Source organism: Sphingomonas cannabina, from assembly GCF_021391395.1.
Taxonomy (GTDB): Bacteria; Pseudomonadota; Alphaproteobacteria; order Sphingomonadales; family Sphingomonadaceae; genus Sphingomonas; species Sphingomonas cannabina.
The window spans coordinates 3,269,361-3,286,946 of the sequence record NZ_CP090059.1 but is presented as its reverse complement, the minus strand read 5'-3'; the positions used below and the strand labels follow the sequence as shown (position 1 = coordinate 3,286,946).

The following is a 17,586-nucleotide window of genomic DNA, read 5'->3' as shown; positions in this document are numbered from 1 at the left end:
CATGTCCTCCGCCCGCCCACGCCCCGCTCTCGATCCGTCCGGGCTCGAACGGCTGGCGCTTCGCTATGTCGAACGATTCGCGACCACCGAGACCAAACTCCGCCGCTATCTCGACCGCAAAATCCGTGAGCGTGGATGGGACGGGCCGGCGCCGCCCGATCCCGCAGCGATCGCCCGCCGGATGACCACGCTCGGCTATGTCGACGACGCTGCGTTCGCCGAGGCGCGGGCGGCGTCGATGGCGCGGCGGGGGCTGGGCGCGCGGCGAATCGCCGGCGAGCTCCGCCATGCCGGCATCGGCGAGGACGAGATGGCGGCACTCCAGCCGGTGATCGCGGCACGCGCACGGCAGAGCGCGCTCGCCTTTGCGCGGCGGCGGCGAATCGGGCCCTATGCCGCCGAGCTGCCGGACCGCGCGGCGCGCGAGCGTGCACTCGGCCAGCTCCTGCGCGCCGGACATCCGCTGGAGCTGGCGCGTTGGATCGTCGCGATGAAACCCGGAGAAGTGCCATTTTCGGACGTTGGAGAAACGGTTCAGAATGGCTAGTTCAAAGACTTTGCGCCGCTCGCCGGGCCTGTGTTACAGATCGCCTCCGGGGGAATTTCGATGCGTACCGATGTGGGGCAGGTCGCGACGAGTCATGATATGGATATGTTCGATGGATCCGTCGAACAGGGTAGCGGTTTGACGCCTCCTGAAGTCCATGGTGGCGTCGTCAAATGGTTCGATGTCACGCGCGGGTTCGGCTTCATCGTGGCCGATGATCCCGCCGTGGGCGACATATTACTTCATTTCTCCGTACTTGGCGCGCACGGCCGCCGCAGTCTGCCCGAAGGCGCGCGCGTGGTGTGCGAGACGGTGCGGCGCGAGCGCGGGGCACAGGCGTCGGCGATCCTGTCGATCGACCTCTCCAACGCGGTCGAGGGGCCGCGCAGCCGCGGCGGCGGCGATCGTGCCGACCGGCTGAAGCTGATCGCCGATGCCGGTCCGTTCGAGCCGGTCGCGGTCAAATGGTTCAATCGCCTCAAGGGCTATGGATTCCTGGTGCGTCCGGACGCGCCCGGCGATATCTTCGTCCATATGGAGACGCTGCGCCGCGCCGGTATCGAGGAGGTCGAGCCTGACCAACCCCTGCGCGCCCGCGTCTTCGAGGGCGAGAAGGGGCCGCTCGCGGTCGAGGTCGAGAAGGACGAGTAGTCATGCGTTCGGGATTTGCGAGGACAGCCCTGGCGGCGGCGGGGCTGGCGCTCGCCGCGGTGGCATCGGGTGGTTGCAGCGGCGACGGCGCCGCCAATGCGACCGCGGCGGTCAAGAAGGTCCCGGTCACGATCACCTCCGCGAACGGCAAGCACATCTTCACCGCCGAGATCGCGCGCACGCCGGCCGAGCAGGAGCGGGGCCTCATGTTCCGCACCGATCTCGGCAAGGACGATGCGATGATCTTCACGCCCTATCCGGCCGACGGCGGCCCGCCGCGCGAGGCGAGCTTCTGGATGAAGAACACGCCGACCCCGCTCGACATCATCTTCATCCGCGCCGACGGCACCATCGCGACGATCGCCGAGAATGCGGTGCCGTTCTCGACCGATCCGATTCCGTCGGGCGAGCCGGTGGCGGCGGTGCTGGAGATCGTCGGCGGCCGCGCGGCCGAACTGGGCATCGCGACCGGTGACAAGGTCACCTGGCCCAAATAGAAGACTGACATCCGTGCTCCTGCGAAGACATTCAAATCCTCCCCCGCCAGGGGGAGGTGGCGCGCGAAGCGTGACGGAGGGGGAGGAAGCAAACCGATAGTGGGTCGCCGACCTCCCCCTCCGTCAGCCTGCGGCTGACACCTCCCCCTGGCGGGGGAGGATTGGAGGGCTTCTCGGATCTGAAGACGTTCGACCAGACCGACTCAAAAACTTGGCACCGGCGCGAGGCTCGGCTATCCGCGGCGCATGGGTATCAACCTCAATCCGTTCACCTGGTGGACCGGCGCCACCTGGGGCACCATGGCGGGCCTGCGCGGCAAGACGAAGGTCGGCGAGGATTCGCTCGGCAACCTTTATTACCAAGGCGGGCGCGACACCGCGGGGCGGCCGCGCCGCTGGGTGATCTACAGCGGCTCCAACGACGCCAGCCGCATTCCGCCCGAATGGTTCAGCTGGCTCCACCACCAGATCGACGACGTGCCCGAGCGCGCACTGCCGCCGGTCCGGCCGTGGCAGAAGCCGCCCGTTCCCAATCTGACCGGCACCACCTCCGCCTATCGCCCGTCGGGTGCGCTCGAGGCGGGCGGGGTCCGCGCCGCGGCAACCGGCGATTATGAGGCATGGACGCCCGGCGAATGAGCTGGACGCGCTGGCTCGGCGGCGCCGCGCTCCTGGCCGTGCTGGGTGTGGGCGCCTGGCAGGGCGCCGAATGGTTCGGCATCGGCCGCGCCGCCGCGCCGCCTGCCGCCAATCGTGCCGCGTCGACACCAACGCCCGCACCCGCTCCGGCACCGGTCGCCGTCGAGCAGGTCACGGCGCTGCAGAAGGGCGAGACGCCGATGGCCGACCGCGTCGCGGTGGTCGGCTTCCTCAACAAGCGCAACGGCAACAGCCGCGACCTGACGATGAAGCCGGGCCAGGCGATCCGCATCGGCAACGCGATCATCCGCCTGCGCGCCTGCGAGACGACCGCGCCCTGGGAGCAGGACCAGCTCACCGGCGCCTTCCTCCAGCTCGACGTCCAGGGCACCGACAATGCGTGGCGGCGCGTGTTTTCGGGCTGGGTCTACAAGGAACGGCCGTCGCTGAACGTCGTCCAGCACCCGGTCTACGACGTATGGCCCAAGAGCTGCACGATGTCCTTCCCCGCCACCGGCCCGGATACGGTGACCTTCTCGGCCGCGCCTTCGGGCGCCGGCGGAGAGCGCGGAACGCGGAGCCGGTCGAGCGCGCCCCAATCGCCGTCGACCGAAGGTGCGCCCGTCGCCAGCCCGCCGGCCGTGGTGCCGAGCGCGGCGCCCAGCAACGCATTGTAGTTCGCCCGCGGTACTTCGATCGCGCCCAGCGACGCTAGGTGCTCGGTCTGGAACTGGCAGTCGAGCAGCGCGAACCCGCCGACCCGGAGCCGCGCCACCAGCCAGGCGAGCGCCACCTTCGAGGCGTCGCGCGCCCGGCTCACCATGCTCTCGCCGAAGAAGGCGCGGCCGAGCGCAAGGCCGTAGAGCCCGCCCGCGAGCTGATCGCCGTCCCACACCTCGATCGAATGGGCGAAGCCGCGCGCGTGGAGCGTGACGAACACCTCCTCGATGCTGGGATTGATCCAGGTATCCTCGCGGTCGCCGGACGGCTCGGCGCACAGCGCGATGATCCGCTCGAACGCCGCATCAGCGGTGACGCGGAAGCGATCGTGCGCGATCGTCTTCCTCAGCGATCGCGAGAGGTGGAAACGATCGAGCGGAAGGATCGCGCGATGCTTGGGCTCGACCCAGTAGACGCCCTCGGCATCGCGCGAGTCCGCCATCGGGAACACGCTCATCGCATAGGCGCGGAGCACCAGGTCGGGGTCGAGACGCGTCGGGGCGGCGGGCCGGCTCACGCCGTCAACCTATCCTGCCTAGCCCCCAAGCAAAAGGGCCGGCGGATCGCTCCGCCGGCCCTCGTATCCGGTTGTTGTCCTTCGGGTCAGGCCTTGCAGCTCTGCGCGCCCTTGCCCGGTGCGGTCAGGTCGATCTGCTTCTTGTCGCCGGTCATCGTGTAGCCGTTGCCCTGATAGGGATTGCCCTCGGCATCGGCCTTGAGCTGGATCGGCGATCCGCCCTTGTCGGTGCGCAGGTTCGCCTGCTTGTGGCCCTGAAAGAAGTCCACATAGACCAGGCTGTTGTCCTTGCAGCGGAAGGTCACCGACGCTTCCATCGACGGCGGCAGCTCGACCGGCGGCGCGTTCTTGATCTGCTCGGCGAGCGGATCCTTCGCGCGGGTGTCGACGACCTCGGGCTGGTTGTTGCAGGCGGCGAGCGGCAGGAGCGCCACCGCGGCGAGAGCGGGGAGGAGGCTTTTCATGACGGGGAGGTGCCTTCGCGCACGCAGCAACTAACGTCAAGACCCTAGCTTTGCAGCGATTTGGGACGGTCGTGCATCGCAGCATTTAAGCAGATATCTTGTGTTTCGGCGGGAAGCCCCGGATTTCATTCGTGGAACTCGTCCAGCTCGGGGATGCGCCCGAACGCGATCTTGGTGCCGACCCGATCGATGCGCCCGCCGTGGAGCGGACCGACGGTCACCGCATTGCGCCCGAATCGCTCGTTGATCCGGTCCATCGCGCGGCTGAGCGACAGCGTCCGAGTCTCCCGTGCCAGGGGATCGTCGGGGTCGAGATGGACGAACAGCGAGCCCTGGTCCCCGGCTACCGCTGCGATCTCGGCGAGCGTCACGCCGATCATCCGCAGCCGGAACCCGCCCGGCCGCGCCCGCCCGGCAGCCGCGAGCCGTGGGAAGATCGCGTCGAGTGCGTGCAGCACCGTGAAGCTGTCCTGCGTCGCCGGCAGGCGGATCGAGGTACGCCAGGCCGATTTGTCGTCCTCGAACTTGCCGTGGAGCACGAGCAGGCGGCTGACGTAACCCTTGCGCCGCAGCCGGCTCGCCGCCTTGAGCGCCAGGCGCCGCGCGGTGAGCCGTGCCGGCTCCAGCCCGCGTTTCGAAGGCGAGAGGACGTGGCTGTGCCCGATCGTGCGGCTCTGGGTCGGCTTCTCGGGCAGATCGAGCCCATGGAGCAGGTACCAGAGCCGGTCGCCGTTGATGCCGCCCCACGCGTTCCCCGCATCGCGCGGTCGCCGTTCGCAGAGCTGGCGGATGTCGTTGATCCCGTCGCGCGCCAGCCGCTGCTCCATCTTGGCGCCGATCCCGGCGATGTCGCGGAGCGGCACGTCATAGAGCCGGTGCGGCAGGTCCTCGCCTTCGAGCACCACCAGCCCGTCCGGCTTCACCATGTCCGACGCGAGCTTGGCGAGCAGCCGGTTGGGCGCGATCCCGACCGAACTGGTCAGGCACTCGCCGACATTGGCGCGGATGCCTGCCTTGATCCGGCGCGCCAGCGCCATCGCGGCCTCGCGGCTATTCTCGTTGTCGAGCAGGCGGCAGGCGACCTCGTCGATCGAGCAGACCTGCGTGACCGGAATATGCTTCCAGATCTCCTCGAGGATGCGATTGTGGAACTCGACATATTTCTCATGCCGCGCCGGCGCGATCAGCAGCTCGCGGCACTTGCGCTTCGCCTCCCAGACCGGCGTGCCGGTCGAGATGCCGTATCGCTTGGCCTCGACCGAGGCGGCGATGGCGACGGTGGTGTCGCTGTCGACCGGCGCGACGATCACCGGCTTGCCGCGCAGCTCCGGCGAGAGCTGCTGCTCGACGCTGGCGAAGTAGCTGTTGAGGTCGAGGAACAGCCAGCGCAGCGGCCGCGGCGGAAAGGCGAGCAAAGCGGTACTCGCCGCATCGTTCCTTCCATCCCGGCGACTCAGCTTGGCCATCGTGGAACATTATCAGAACATTCCGACACCCGCGACCGGCGGTGTCCGCCCGCGTCCTAGTCGCCGGCGGACCGGTGGCGGGGATGCGCCACCAGCAGGATATGCGCGGCGCTGTCGATCAGCACCTCGTCGTCGGCGCACAATCGTTCGAGGCGGTCGAGCCGGTGATCGGTCGCGCCATTGCGGATTCCGGGCGGATTCCAATCGGGATGATCGGCGAAGCGGCTGTGGAAGATGTCGAGTCCGGTCACTTCACCGATCGTACAATCGCCGGCAAACAAGGCGCGGAGTTCGGCCGCGCGGAACAGGTGCGAGCCGAACTCGATATGGCGCCCGTCGGTCAAGTCGACCTCCATGCGATCCCGCTCATTGTCCTGACGGAAGCGCGTCGCCGCCTCGATCCCGGCGACGTAGATCGTCGGCAGGCTGCCGGCGGCGCGCACCGTCGCGATCACCGTATCGCGCGCAACCCGTGCCATCGCCGCCGCCGCGGCGGCATGCGCCGACGTCGGCACGTGATTGAGCACGCCATAGAGGCACATCACCAGGTCGCACGAGGCGTCTTCCTCCTCGGCCAGCGCCGTTTCTAGGTCGGTGACCGCGAACTCGACGCCGATCGCCGGATCGGCCAGCGACCGCGCCGCGACATGGGCGAAGGCGATCATCTCGGGCGACGGATCGATGCCGCGCGCCTCGATCGCGGTGAAGCCGAGCTCGCGGGCGCGCTGGACCGTGCGCAGCAGCCAGGTGCCCGGCCCGCAGCCGAGATCGAGGATGCGGATGGCATGGCGGCGCCGGGTGCGGAGCGCCACCAACGCGGCCTCGATCCGCGCCCACAGCGCACGGTCGGCATAGTCGTAGCGTCCGCCGAACGCGAACAGCCCGCGCTCGGTATCGTCGGCGTAGCGGCAATAGGCCCCGCCCGCGCAGTCATAGGCCTGCGCCGCATCCAGCGCGGGCGTCGAGGCGTGGTGTCGGGGACGGCCGTCACGGCCGCCTGGGATATGGCGAGTCGCCATCGCGAAGCTCCGATGAGAGAGGAAGGGAAGAGCGGATCAGCCGCGGAAGCTGGTCAGCGACAGGGGTCCCGGAATCCGGCGGTGGGATCGAGCGGCGGATCGGCCGACGCGTGCGGACGGGAATACGGCTGGCGGAGCAACCGCCGGTTGATCAGCAGCAGCTGGGTGAGGTTGCTGCGATGCTGGCGCCGGAGCCGTCGGCCGAGGCGGAACAGCAGCACCAGATTCCCCAGCGCGAGCGCCGTGGTGACGCCCCAGAGCGCGAAGGGCGCGGTCATGGTGATCGTCCGTCATGCGCTATGCCTGTCCGGCGTGGCGCCGGGGCGGCGGATCGATAAAGGCATGGATCGGGACTCCTTGGCCGGCGGGAAGCCCGCCGCTACGCACGACGCGACCGTTCGCGCCGCCCCGATCAGATAGGCGCGATCCTCATTAAGGTTCGACGGCGAAGGCGGATCGCCGGCATATGCGCGGCGTTAAGGGGCATTAGGTCGCGGGCTCGTAAATAGGGCGGCTTGCGCTCGCGTTGCGGATGTTGCGAAAGAAGCGCAAACCAACCGGATGAGCCTTGTCACCGCCCTCGCAATTTTCGCGTCAATATTGAGCGTACCTCCGCTTCAAGACACACATGAGGCGGAAGGATTCTATGGCGCGGCAGTGACACTCGTGGACGGCGAATGTCGGTTTTGGACTGGAGATGTGGGATTGAATGCCCGTGAATTCCAAAATGACCTGGAGGAGCGGTTTGACCAGGAGCGAGGAATCATCATTTCTTATGCTCGACGAACGCCATCGCGATGTGTTGAACGCGCACGTCGTTCGGCAAGGCGGGCGGGGTTCACGGTGGTGAAGGCAGTGCTTCGTGATGATGCTGGCCCGATAGGCCCTCCACGGAGTGGCAGCTAACCACCAGTTCCGGCCATTCCCGAATAACGATGGCTCAAAGAAAAGCGCGAAGCGCTGACCAGGCTGCTTGCTTGGCGGCGAGGCCGATGGTGTGGAGCGGACTCGAGGAGGGCAGGGCGACCGTCTCGACCGGAATGCCGGCGAGCAACTCCACGCCATGACGATAAGCCGTCCCGCCATTGAAGGCGGCGGCGCGCAGGCGGGGAAGGTTTCTCACGAGTGCCGCAAGGTCATTGGACTCGAGATCGCGGATCGCCGCGTCGCTGCTGCCCTGGCGCCGCGCGCTGGCGACGACATCCCACAGCCCGACGCCGGCCGCGAGCAGCGCCGTCAGCCGCGCATCATAGTCGAGCGGCGCCAGGTCACGCCCGATCACCGGCGACATCAATCGCCAGAACTGGTTCTGTGGATGCCCGTAATAGCGCCCGGCCCTGAGCGACGCCTCGCCCGGCAGGCTGCCGCAGACGAGCAGGCGCGTGTTCGGGTCGACGACGGGCGGGAAGCTGCGTTTGAGCGTCACCGCGCCAAGGTAATGTCGGTGTGGTTGAAGTCGTCGCCCTTGAAAAGAAGGGGTTCGTTGGTGCCTCTGGCCAGAGCGTAGGCGAAACAGTCCCCATAATTGAGACGGGCGCGATGACGACCCTTACCGTATCTGTTGAAGGCTTCCCGACCGATGCGCGCATGATAGGCGTTCATCGGTATCAGCTCGATCCCGAAATGGGCGATGACCAGTTCCAGCCGTTCGCTGAGAACCTCGTCGTCATTGGCATCGATGACGATCGCCGCTTCGAGATAGTTCGCGACCGACATTTTCAGCGTTCCATAGTTCGCGTTCAATATCGGCTCGATCCATGCGGTTTCGGGCTCTTCGCGGAGGAGCGCCACGAGGACGGAGGCGTCGACGATCATCTCGGCAATCCGTGCTCGTCATAAAGCAGATCGCCATGATCGACGGAAAGCATCGCACCCTTCCAACGCATCCGGCTGCCCCGGATAAGGCGATAGAAGGCCATTTCGCGCTCACGCATGGCATTCGGCTCCTTCGCCTTCTCGAGCGCGATCTGCCGCAGCCTGAGGCGGAGAGCGGCGGTGATCGCCTCGGTAATGCTTTCCCCCGTGGCTTCGGCGAGTTCTTCGGCGAGTGCCCTTGCTTCCGCGCTCTTGATATTGAGCTGAACGCCCATTTCTACCTCCGTCGGCGACCTTTCTACCATATAGGCCGCCGCGCCGCCAATTGCACCGCGGATAGTTTCGCTCGCTTGCCGCCGCCGCGTCGCCGCGCCATGTCTGCGCCATGGCCATCACACCCGACACGCTTGCGCTCATCGGCAACACGCCGCTCGTCCGGCTGAAAGGGCCGAGCGACCTCACCGGCTGCGACATCTACGGCAAATGCGAGTTCGCCAACCCCGGCGCCTCGGTGAAGGATCGCGCCGCGCTGTTCATCGTCGAGGATGCCGAGGAGAAGGGCCAGATCCGCCCCGGCGGCACCATTGTCGAGGGCACTGCCGGCAACACCGGCATCGGCCTGGCGCTGGTCGGCAACGCCAAGGGCTACAAGACGATCATCGTCATGCCCGAGACGCAGAGCCGCGAGAAGATGGACACCTTGCGCGCGCTCGGCGCCCAGCTCGTGCTGGTGCCCGCGGCGCCCTATTCGAACCCCGGCCATTTCGTCCACACCTCGCGCCGCATCGCCGAGGAGACGCCGAACGCGATCTGGGCCAATCAGTTCGACAACATCGCCAACCGCCGCGCCCATATCGTCGGCACCGCCGAGGAGCTGTGGGAGCAGATGGAGGGCCGCATCGACGGCTTCACCTGCGCCGCGGGCACCGGCGGGACCATCGCCGGCGTGGGGCTGGGGCTCAAGGCCAAGGACGCCGACGTCACCATCGCGCTCAGCGACCCGCACGGCGCCGCGCTCTACAGCTATTACGCTTGCGGCGAGCTCCAGTCGGAAGGCTCCTCGGTCGCCGAGGGGATCGGACAGGGCCGGATCACCGCCAATCTCGAAGGCGCGCCGATCGATACGCAGTTCCGCATCGGCGACGAGGAGGGGCTCGAATGGGTCCGCCGGCTGCTGGCGGAGGAGGGGCTGTGCCTCGGCCTGTCTTCCGGCATCAACGTCGCCGGCGCGATTCGGCTCGCGCGCGAGCTGGGACCCGGCAAGCGCATCGCCACGATCCTGTGCGATACCGGTTTCCGTTATCTCTCAACGCTCTACAATCGCGAGTGGCTGCAGAGCAAAGGGCTGAGCGTCCCCGAGTGGCTGGAGGCTCGTTGAGGCTTGCGCGGCGGCTCGGTTCGTCACTCGAATCGGCTCGCCTCGACAAGTCCGTTACGAGATGTTACATTTATACCACAGCTATGAAGCCCGCTCCCCAGGATTCATCCCAGACGATGCAACGCGTGCGGGTCGGCATGACCGGCCTGGCGTCGGTGCTCGTGCTGATCGCGCTGGCCAGCGCCGTGTTCAACTCGGCGAGCCGCGCGCCCGCCGAAGCGGTCGGCGCGTCGAAGGCGGCGACCGTCGCCAATCTCGCCGACGCCTCGCTCGACAACAGCACCAAACCCGCCGAGCCGCTCGCCGAACTCGGCGTCGCACCGAGCACCACCGGCGAGGCCGAAGCGACTGCTGCCAAGTAGGCGGCTGGCCAAGCCTCGATTCGCGCCGCCTCGGATATCAATGCTTGCGCACGAACTCCGCGCGCAGGACCAGGCCCTTGATGCCTTCGTAGCGGCAATCGATCTCCTGCGGATCGCCGGTCAGGCGGATCGACTTGATGACGGTGCCCTTGCGCAGCGTCTGGCCGGCGCCCTTCACTTTGAGATCCTTGATGGTGATCACGCTGTCGCCGTCGGCGAGGAGATTGCCGACCGAATCGCGGACCTCGACGCTGTCGGCCGCAGCGGCGCGCGCCGCGGCTTCGGCCGCGGGCACCCATTCGCCCGAAGCCTCGTCGTACACATATTCGTCCGTGTCGCTCATGGTCCGTTCCTAGTCCCGCCCCACGCCGACCAGCGTCAGCCCGGCGCGCGCCGCCTCGGCGGGCGGGTAGATGTTACGCAGGTCCACCAGCAGCGGCGTCTTGAGCGTCCGCGCGATGCGGCCGAGGTCGAGCGCGCGGAACTCGTCCCATTCGGTCACGATCACCAGCGCGTCGGCGCCGTCGATCGCGGCATAGGCGCTGTCGGCGAACGCGACGTCGTTCAGCAGCGGCCGCGCTTGCTCCACGCCCTCGGGATCATAAGCGCGCACCGTCGCGCCCGCGTCCTGCAGCGTCTGGATCACGGCAAGGCTCGGCGCATCGCGCATGTCGTCGGTGTTGGGCTTGAAGGTGAGGCCGAGCACCGCGACGGTCTTGCCCCGCACCTCGCCGCCCATCGCCTTGATCACCTTGCGGCCCATCGCGCGCTTGCGGCTGTCGTTGGCCTGCACCGTCGCCTCGACGATACGCAGCGGCGTGTCGTTGTCGTCGGCGGTCTTGAGCAGCGCCAGCGTGTCCTTCGGGAAGCACGAGCCGCCATAGCCCGGCCCCGCATTCAGGAACTTGCGGCCGATGCGGTTGTCGAGCCCGATGCCGCGCGCCACCTCCTGCACGTCGCCGCCGACCTGCTCGCACAGGTCCGCGATCTCGTTGATGAAGGTGATCTTGACCGCCAGGAAGGCGTTGGCGGCATATTTGGTGAGCTCGGCGGTGCGGCGTCCGACGAACAGCACCGGCGCCGACTGGTTGAGCGACAGCGGCCGGTAGACCTCGCGCATCACCTGCCGAGCGTCCTCGTCGTCGGTGCCGACGATCACGCGGTCGGGCCGCTTGAAGTCGCTGATCGCCGCGCCCTCGCGCAGGAACTCGGGGTTGGAGACCACCTTGGCGCCGCTGTCCGGCGCGACCTCGGCGATGATGCGCTCGACCTCGTCGCCGGTGCCGACCGGCACGGTCGACTTGGTGACGATCACCGCGGGCTTGGTGAGGTTCTCGGCAATCTCCCGCGCCGCGGCGAAGACGTAGGAGAGATCGGCATGGCCGTCCCCACGCCGCGACGGTGTGCCGACCGCGATGAACACCGCGTCGGCATCCTTGACCCCTTCGGCAAGATCGGTGGTGAAGGAGAGGCGCCCGGCGCGGACATTGGCCGCGACCAGCTCGGCCAGCCCCGGCTCGTAGATCGGCATGACGTTGGCGTGCAGCGCCGCGATCTTGCGCTCGTCCTTGTCGACGCAGACCACTTCATGCCCGAAGTCGGAGAAACAGGCACCGGAAACGAGCCCGACATAGCCGGTCCCGATCATCGCAATCCGCAAGAGACGTCCCCTTCAGGGTGTTTGTTCGGACCGGCATCTAATCCGCGGTGGCGGAAGAAGGAAGGGGCGGGGCTTGGCGGCGGTCCGCGGTCCCGATAGCTTGCCATTGTTGCGCGGAAGGGGGAGCCGCCTTGATGAAGCCGTCACGTCACCTGCGCCGATCGATCGCCGTCCTCGCACTGGCGACGACATTCGCCGCCACGCCCGCCGCGGCCGAGTGGCGGGAGGCGACCAGCGATCATTTCCGCATCTATGCCGACGCCGGCGAGAAGTGGTTGCGCGGCTATGCCGAACGGCTCGAGCGGATCGACGCCGCGATGCGCTACATGCGCGGCATGTCGCAGGATCCGGATGCGCGGTCGAACCGGCTCACCGTCTATGTCGCGGGCGGGGAGGGCGCGGTGCAGAAGCTGTGCGGCAAATGCCGCAACGTCGCGGGCTTCTACGTGCCGCGCGCGGGCGGATCGGTCGCTTTCACCGCAGTCACCATGGCGAATGATGTCACCGATCTCAAGTCGGACACGATCCTGTTCCACGAATATGCCCATCACTTCATGCTGGGCTACACGTCGTTGCCGTTGCCGCGCTGGCTGGTGGAGGGGTTCGCCGAGTTCAACGCCAGCGCCAAGGTCGAACGCGACGGCACCGTCGGAATCGGCATGACTGCGATGCACCGCGCCTATGGCCTGCTCGTGCTGCATAAGCTGCCGATCGAGAAGCTGCTCGATCCGCCGGACAAGCCGTTCAGCGCCGAGGAGACCGAGGTCTTCTACGGCCGGAGCTGGCTGCTCACGCACATGCTGACGATGGTGCCGGAGCGCAAAGGGCAGCTCGCCAGCTATCTGACGCTCCTCAACCAGGGCAAGCCGAACCTGGAAGCCGCGCGCACCGCATTCGGCGATCTGAAGACGCTCGACCGCGATCTCGATCGCTACATGAACGGCCGCACCAACTATCTGCGCATCGAACCGTCGAAGGTCCCGATCGGCGAGATCAAGGTCCGCACCCTCAGCCCCGGCGAGGACGCGATGATGTGGGTCCGGATGCGCTCCGACCGCGGCGTCACCCGCGAGCAGGCGCTGGCGCTGGTGCCGGATGCGCGCCGGCGCGCCGCTCCTTTCCCCAATGACGCGGCGGTCCAGGCCCAGCTAGCCGAGGCCGAATATGACGCGGGCAACGACACCGAGGCGGAAGCGGCCGCCGATCGCGCAATCGCTGCCGATCCCCGATCGCGCGACGGCCTGCTCTACAAGGCGCGGGTCCTGATCCGCCGCGCGGTCACCGAAAAGCAGACCGACCCCAAGGTGTGGCAGGCCGCACGCAGCTGGATCGTCAAGGCGAACCGGCTCGATCCCAACGCGGCCGAGCCGCTGCTGCTCTACTACACCAGCTTCGGCGCGCAGCATGTGGCGCCGAGCAAGAGCGCGATCGCCGGCCTCGCCCGCGCCTACGAGCTGTCGCCGCAGGACCAGGGGTTGCGGATGCTCCACGTCCGGCAGCTGCTGATCGATGGCGACGCCAAGGCGGCGCGGACGGTCCTGCTCCCGCTCGCCTATGATCCTCACAACCGTGCGGCGAGCAATCGGGCGCTTGCGCTTCTCCAGCTCATCGACGCGGGCCAGATCAAGGAAGCGCTGGCGGGAACGCCGGAGGAGGATGAGGACGGCGGCGACGATACCGCCGGCTAGCTTCAATCCTCCCGGATCAGGCTCGCATTCCGCGTGTCGCGCATGGTGAGGTAGGTCGCCAGCGACACCCCGATCAGCGCCGTGACGTACCAGTAGAAGCCGCGCTCGAGCCCCTCCTGCTTGAACCACAGCGCGACATATTCCGCGGTGCCGCCGAACAGCGCGTTGGAGATCGCATAGGGCAGCGCCACGCCCAACGTCCGGATATGCGCCGGGAACAGCTCGGCCTTCACCACGCCCGAGATGGACGAATAGCCCGTGGTGATCAGCAGTGCCGCCAGCGCCAGCAGGAACGCCGTCGTCGCATCGCGCGTGCCCTCCAGCGTCGTGAAGATCGGATAGGTCAGCAGCACGCCGAGCACGCCGAAGCTCACCATCAGCGGCTTGCGCCCGATCCGGTCGCTGAGCGCGCCGCCGAGCGGCTGGGCCAGCATGAACAGGAACAGCGACCCCGCGCTGATCCACGACGCGGTCTCGCGGCTGAAGCCGCTCGTGTTGACCAGGAACTTCTGCAGGTAGATCGAATAGGCATAGAAGGCGAGCGTGCCCCCGGCGGTGAGCGCCAGCACGATCGCGAACTCGCGCGGATGCTCGGTCAGCAGCCGTCCGAACGAGGAGCGCGGTGCCCCCTCGGCGCGTGCGTTCTCGAAGCTCTCGGTCTCCGACAGGCGCCGGCGGATGTAGAAGACGATCACCGCCAGCCCCGCCCCGATCGCGAAGGGGATGCGCCAGCCCCAGGCATCGAGCGCCGCCTCGCTCATCACCGCCTGCAGCACCAGCAGCACGCACAGCGCCACGAGCTGGCCGGAGATCAATGTGACGTACTGGAAGCTCGCGAAGAAGCCGCGGTGGCGCCGCCCCGCCATCTCGGACAGATAAGTCGCCCCCGCGCCATATTCGCCGCCGACCGAGATCCCCTGCATCAGCCGCGCGAGCACCAGCAGCGCAGGGGCGGCGACTCCGATCGTCTCATATCCCGGCGTCACCGCGATCAACAACGAGCCGAGGCACATCAGCGTCACCGACAGCGCGAGGCCCGCCTTGCGCCCGTAGCGGTCCGAATAGACCCCCATCCACCACCCGCCGAGCGGCCGCACCAGGAAGCCGACCGCGAACACCGCGGCGGAGCTGAGCAGCTGCGCGGTGCGGTCGCCTTCGGGGAAGAAATGGGGCGCGAAATAAAGGGTGAAGGCCGAATAGGCGTACCAGTCGTACCATTCGACCAGGTTGCCCGCCGATCCGCCGATGATCGAACGCAGGCGATGCGGTTTCGGACGCGTCGTGGCGATAGCTTCCTCCAGGGTTGCAGGCAAAGGTAAGCTGAGAGTGTCGTGCCCGGCAACTGGTCGCGGATTCACTCGACGGCAATCGCGAATGCTCAGCAGCTTGAGGTTATGCTCAACCGCACCTTCTGTTCACGACGCGTCGGGGGTAAGGTTTCTACATGAGCCTCGAGAACACCGCGGAAGACTTCAACCCGAGGATATTGATTGCAGCAGCAAAAGCCGTTGCCCACGAGCTGATTTGTTCCGAAGACTGTTCGGCGGCTAGCGTCGGGGCCGCATTGATGACCTCGTCGAATACGATTCACACCGGGGTCTGCATCGACACTGCTTGCAGTCTCGGTTTTTGCGCAGAACACGCGGCTATCGCCGACATGCTCAAGCACCGCAAAACACATATCCTCGCCATTGTCGCCGTGAATAGCGATGGCGATGTGATGCCGCCGTGCGGGCGTTGCCGTGAATTGATGCGACAGGTGGATCCCAGGAATTGGCATTCGCGCATCATCGTCTCGGACGATGCGGTCGCGACGTTAGAGGAACTCATGCCTTACAGCGGCCCAAGCGCCGCAGGGGAGAACCAATGATGGTCGATCCTGGCAATCGACGCTCGCCTGCTGTTATCGCGAGTTCGTCGCCCGGGATTGATGATACCCCCGATACCATTCGACGAACCTCCCGATTCCCTCGGCGAGCATCACCTTCGGCCGATATCCGGTCAGCGCGTTGAGCGCGGAGATATCGGCATAGGTCGCGGTGACATCGCCCGGCTGCATCGGCCGCATGATCTTCTCCGCCTGCCGTCCGAGCGCGCTCTCCAGCGTCCCGATCATCTCCATCAGCCCGACGGGCTTGCTGTCGCCGATGTTGAGGATGCGCGGCGCCTTGCCCTCGGGGGGGCGGTCGAGCGCGCCGACGATCCCGTCGACGATGTCGTCGATATAGGTGAAGTCGCGCGCCATCCTGCCTTCGCCGTACACTTCGATGGGCTCGCCGGCGAGGATGCGGCGGGTGAAGCTGAAATAGGCCATGTCCGGCCGTCCCCACGGACCGTAGACGGTGAAGAACCTGAGACCCGTCTGCGGGATGCCATAGAGATGGGCATAGCTCGCGCTCATCAGCTCGCAGGCGCGCTTGGTGGCGGCGTATAGCGAGACTGGGGCGTTGACCGGGTCGCTCTCGCGAAAGCCCGAGCCGTCGAGCGGCCGGTCGCCATAGACCGAGCTCGACGAGGCATAGACGAGATGCTCGAAGCCCGGCGCATGCCGCGCGGCTTCGAGGATCGCGAGATGTCCGGCCAGGTTGGAGCGCTGATAGGCGAACGGATTGTCGAGGCTGTAGCGGACCCCCGCCTGGGCGGCGAGATGGACGATCCGCGTCATCCCGCTCTCCCTCACCAGCGTCGCGACCGCCTCGGCATCGGCGATATCGAGCCTTTCCATGCGGAAGCCGTCACGTCCCGCGAGCGTCGCCGCCCGTGCCTTCTTGAGGGCCGGATCGTAATAGTCGTTGAAATTGTCGACCCCGACCACCGTTTCGCCGCGGTCGAGCAGTCGATGCGCGACGGCATGGCCGATGAAGCCGGCCGCGCCGGTGACGAGGATGGGAGAGGGGCTCATGCCCCCCGATTATCGTTCGCGCGCCGATTGCGCCAGCGGAACGGCGCGGGGAAGCAGCCCCAGATTGCGCACTGTCCAGCGAACCCCGCCGATCGCCGGCGCCAGCGCGGCCAGCCACGGCCGGTCCGCCAGGCGTGCGCGGTCGGTCGGATTGGCGGATTGGGCCCGCAATTGCGCCCATTTGTAGCGCCAGCTCGGGCGGAGAAGGAATTGCGAGGCGGTAACGGCCAGCGGAATTCCGGTCGGGTTCCTGCTTTCCTCGGTCTCGTTCCGGCCGGTCATGCAGCCGAGGGCTATGCGGACGAGGCGCCGGATCGCGCGATCGGCGCGCAGTCGGTTCGCCAACGCGTCCGGCAATTCCAATCCCAATAACGCTTCGCCGAGCAACAGTGCCTGTGCGGAGCAGCGTCCGGCCCCCATAGCATCGGCCATGGCATGAAGCTCCGCGACCGAAACGGAGGCGCTGCGGACCATCCCTGCCAGATCGGCCAGCCATTTGAGACGGGTCCAGCCATGCATCGCTCCATGCGCGACGAGATGTGCGTAAAGCTCAGGCACGGCCAGGGTCTCGACCTCGGCGCCTGACTGCAGCGCCACCGTCTGCCGCGGACTGCGCGCCGTGAGGGCAGGCACGAGCAAGGGATTGTGAAGGATTCGGCCGTGAAGCTCGATGCAGGTGCCATGAACAGGATGGCGCCAACTCGCTTCCTTGGCATGACGGAACCAGGCGGCGAGGGCGGCGGGCGGCAGATCGGGCGCGGGCGTGTTCCGTATATAGCCGGCATCGTCGAGCGCCGCCGCCGCCGCCGGGAGCGCGTCCGGCTCCACGACCACGTCGATGTCGATCGAATGCTTCAGCAGCGGATTGCCATAGGCGAGCGCGCCGAGCGGCATGCCCTTCAGGAACAGCGGCCGCGCGCCTGCCGCCCTCAGCGCCTGATCGAGACGGATCGTCTCGGCGATTTGGCGAAGCCCGTTCGCCGCCATGCTCCGGGCGAGCTCCTTCAGCTCGCCGGCGATCTCGTCTGGCGCGCCGCCGCAGCGGCGGACGCCGTCGGCCGTCAACCCGATCACCCGATGGCGTCGGGCGATCGCCACGACGCGGCTCCAGTCGGTGACGGCCCGGCTTGCGTTCGTAATGGCCGACTCGCGCCCGGGATCGGCCGGCGCCCGGCAACAGGCACAGACGAACCGGAACTCCGCGCTTGCATTCAGAGGCGTCATCGCCAAGGCGTGCCGCCTCGGCCGCGGCCTGGCAACC

General features: G+C 67.3%; 21 protein-coding genes and 1 pseudogene. 9 read left to right on the top strand and 13 right to left on the bottom strand.

What is annotated here, in order from left to right; translation table 11 throughout:
- Position 1 precedes the first annotated feature (1 nt).
- From LZK98_RS15545 to LZK98_RS20720, 5 genes and pseudogenes are all read left to right on the top strand, one after another.
- On the top strand, positions 2 to 547 hold the full coding sequence (locus tag LZK98_RS15545; RefSeq protein WP_233783406.1) for a RecX family transcriptional regulator: 546 nt from the start codon (positions 2 to 4) through the stop codon (positions 545 to 547).
- A 105-nt stretch (positions 548 to 652) separates the two neighbouring features.
- Entirely contained in the window at positions 653 to 1,198 is a 546-nt protein-coding gene (locus LZK98_RS15540) for a cold shock domain-containing protein (protein WP_233783404.1), read from the top strand.
- A gap of 2 nt (positions 1,199 to 1,200) precedes the next feature.
- Complete coding sequence (locus LZK98_RS15535; protein WP_233783403.1) at positions 1,201 to 1,695, top strand: DUF192 domain-containing protein; 495 nt, start codon at positions 1,201 to 1,203, stop codon at positions 1,693 to 1,695.
- A 246-nt stretch (positions 1,696 to 1,941) separates the two neighbouring features.
- Entirely contained in the window at positions 1,942 to 2,334 is a 393-nt protein-coding gene (locus LZK98_RS15530) for an NADH:ubiquinone oxidoreductase subunit NDUFA12 (protein WP_233783401.1), read from the top strand.
- A pseudogene (locus tag LZK98_RS20720) lies at positions 2,316 to 2,768 on the top strand (DUF2155 domain-containing protein); the annotation flags it as partial. The gene LZK98_RS15530 and the pseudogene LZK98_RS20720, both read left to right, overlap by 19 nt.
- Positions 2,769 to 2,803: 35 nt before the next feature.
- On the opposite strand, the gene aat reads toward LZK98_RS20720, so the two are convergent.
- The 8 genes from aat to LZK98_RS15485 all read right to left on the bottom strand — a co-directional run bounded on the left by aat (position 2,804) and on the right by LZK98_RS15485 (position 8,610).
- Positions 2,804 to 3,511, bottom strand: coding sequence for a leucyl/phenylalanyl-tRNA--protein transferase (gene aat / locus LZK98_RS20620; protein ID WP_319937565.1), 708 nt, complete (start codon positions 3,509 to 3,511; stop codon positions 2,804 to 2,806).
- A gap of 146 nt (positions 3,512 to 3,657) precedes the next feature.
- Positions 3,658 to 4,035, bottom strand: a complete 378-nt coding sequence (locus LZK98_RS15515; protein ID WP_233783399.1) for a hypothetical protein — start codon at positions 4,033 to 4,035, stop codon at positions 3,658 to 3,660.
- Between the two features lie 125 nt (positions 4,036 to 4,160).
- Positions 4,161 to 5,501, bottom strand: a complete 1,341-nt coding sequence (locus LZK98_RS15510) for a Y-family DNA polymerase (protein WP_233783397.1) — start codon at positions 5,499 to 5,501, stop codon at positions 4,161 to 4,163.
- A 56-nt stretch (positions 5,502 to 5,557) separates the two neighbouring features.
- Entirely contained in the window at positions 5,558 to 6,520 is a 963-nt protein-coding gene (locus tag LZK98_RS15505; RefSeq protein WP_233783395.1) for a class I SAM-dependent methyltransferase, read from the bottom strand.
- A 53-nt stretch (positions 6,521 to 6,573) separates the two neighbouring features.
- Positions 6,574 to 6,798 carry a hypothetical protein gene (locus tag LZK98_RS15500; protein ID WP_233783394.1) on the bottom strand — a complete coding sequence of 75 codons (225 nt, stop codon included), beginning with the start codon at positions 6,796 to 6,798 and terminating at the stop codon, positions 6,574 to 6,576.
- A 662-nt stretch (positions 6,799 to 7,460) separates the two neighbouring features.
- The gene (locus LZK98_RS15495) at positions 7,461 to 7,946 is read right to left on the bottom strand and encodes a DNA-deoxyinosine glycosylase (protein ID WP_233783392.1); all 486 of its coding nucleotides are present in this window, start codon (positions 7,944 to 7,946) and stop codon (positions 7,461 to 7,463) included.
- Positions 7,943 to 8,335 (bottom strand): type II toxin-antitoxin system VapC family toxin, encoded by a 393-nt coding sequence (locus tag LZK98_RS15490; protein ID WP_233783390.1) that lies wholly within the window; start codon positions 8,333 to 8,335, stop codon positions 7,943 to 7,945. The genes LZK98_RS15495 and LZK98_RS15490 overlap by 4 nt, the downstream gene beginning before the upstream one ends.
- On the bottom strand, positions 8,332 to 8,610 hold the full coding sequence (locus tag LZK98_RS15485; RefSeq protein WP_233783388.1) for a type II toxin-antitoxin system VapB family antitoxin: 279 nt from the start codon (positions 8,608 to 8,610) through the stop codon (positions 8,332 to 8,334). Before LZK98_RS15485 ends, LZK98_RS15490 begins: the two co-directional genes overlap by 4 nt.
- A gap of 110 nt (positions 8,611 to 8,720) precedes the next feature.
- Between LZK98_RS15485 and LZK98_RS15480 the strand changes: the two genes are divergently transcribed.
- Both LZK98_RS15480 and LZK98_RS15475 read left to right on the top strand, forming a co-directional pair.
- Positions 8,721 to 9,713, top strand: coding sequence for a cysteine synthase A (locus LZK98_RS15480; protein WP_233783386.1), 993 nt, complete (start codon positions 8,721 to 8,723; stop codon positions 9,711 to 9,713).
- 116 nt (positions 9,714 to 9,829) lie between these two features.
- Positions 9,830 to 10,075, top strand: coding sequence for a hypothetical protein (locus tag LZK98_RS15475; RefSeq protein WP_233783384.1), 246 nt, complete (start codon positions 9,830 to 9,832; stop codon positions 10,073 to 10,075).
- Between the two features lie 37 nt (positions 10,076 to 10,112).
- Here the strand turns inward: LZK98_RS15475 and LZK98_RS15470 are convergent, their stop codons facing one another.
- Both LZK98_RS15470 and LZK98_RS15465 read right to left on the bottom strand, forming a co-directional pair.
- Positions 10,113 to 10,418 (bottom strand): alkylphosphonate utilization protein, encoded by a 306-nt coding sequence (locus tag LZK98_RS15470; protein WP_233783383.1) that lies wholly within the window; start codon positions 10,416 to 10,418, stop codon positions 10,113 to 10,115.
- Between the two features lie 9 nt (positions 10,419 to 10,427).
- Entirely contained in the window at positions 10,428 to 11,735 is a 1,308-nt protein-coding gene (locus tag LZK98_RS15465) for a UDP-glucose dehydrogenase family protein (RefSeq protein ID WP_233783381.1), read from the bottom strand.
- A 134-nt stretch (positions 11,736 to 11,869) separates the two neighbouring features.
- Here LZK98_RS15465 and LZK98_RS15460 point away from each other — a divergent pair, with 134 nt between their 5' ends.
- Positions 11,870 to 13,423: a hypothetical protein gene (locus tag LZK98_RS15460; RefSeq protein WP_233783379.1), complete on the top strand. Its 1,554-nt coding sequence runs from the start codon at positions 11,870 to 11,872 to the stop codon at positions 13,421 to 13,423.
- Positions 13,424 to 13,425: 2 nt separating this feature from the next.
- Here LZK98_RS15460 and LZK98_RS15455 read toward each other — a convergent pair whose 3' ends face one another.
- Positions 13,426 to 14,724: an MFS transporter gene (locus tag LZK98_RS15455; RefSeq protein WP_406694219.1), complete on the bottom strand. Its 1,299-nt coding sequence runs from the start codon at positions 14,722 to 14,724 to the stop codon at positions 13,426 to 13,428.
- A 143-nt stretch (positions 14,725 to 14,867) separates the two neighbouring features.
- On the opposite strand from LZK98_RS15455, the gene LZK98_RS15450 reads away from it, so the two are divergent.
- Positions 14,868 to 15,293, top strand: a complete 426-nt coding sequence (locus LZK98_RS15450; protein WP_233783375.1) for a cytidine deaminase family protein — start codon at positions 14,868 to 14,870, stop codon at positions 15,291 to 15,293.
- 33 nt (positions 15,294 to 15,326) lie between these two features.
- On the opposite strand, the gene LZK98_RS15445 is transcribed toward LZK98_RS15450, so the two are convergent.
- Positions 15,327 to 16,325, bottom strand: a complete 999-nt coding sequence (locus LZK98_RS15445) for an NAD-dependent epimerase/dehydratase family protein (protein ID WP_233783373.1) — start codon at positions 16,323 to 16,325, stop codon at positions 15,327 to 15,329.
- A 9-nt stretch (positions 16,326 to 16,334) separates the two neighbouring features.
- Complete coding sequence (locus LZK98_RS15440) at positions 16,335 to 17,549, bottom strand: nucleotidyltransferase family protein (protein ID WP_233786612.1); 1,215 nt, start codon at positions 17,547 to 17,549, stop codon at positions 16,335 to 16,337.
- Positions 17,550 to 17,586 lie beyond the last annotated feature (37 nt).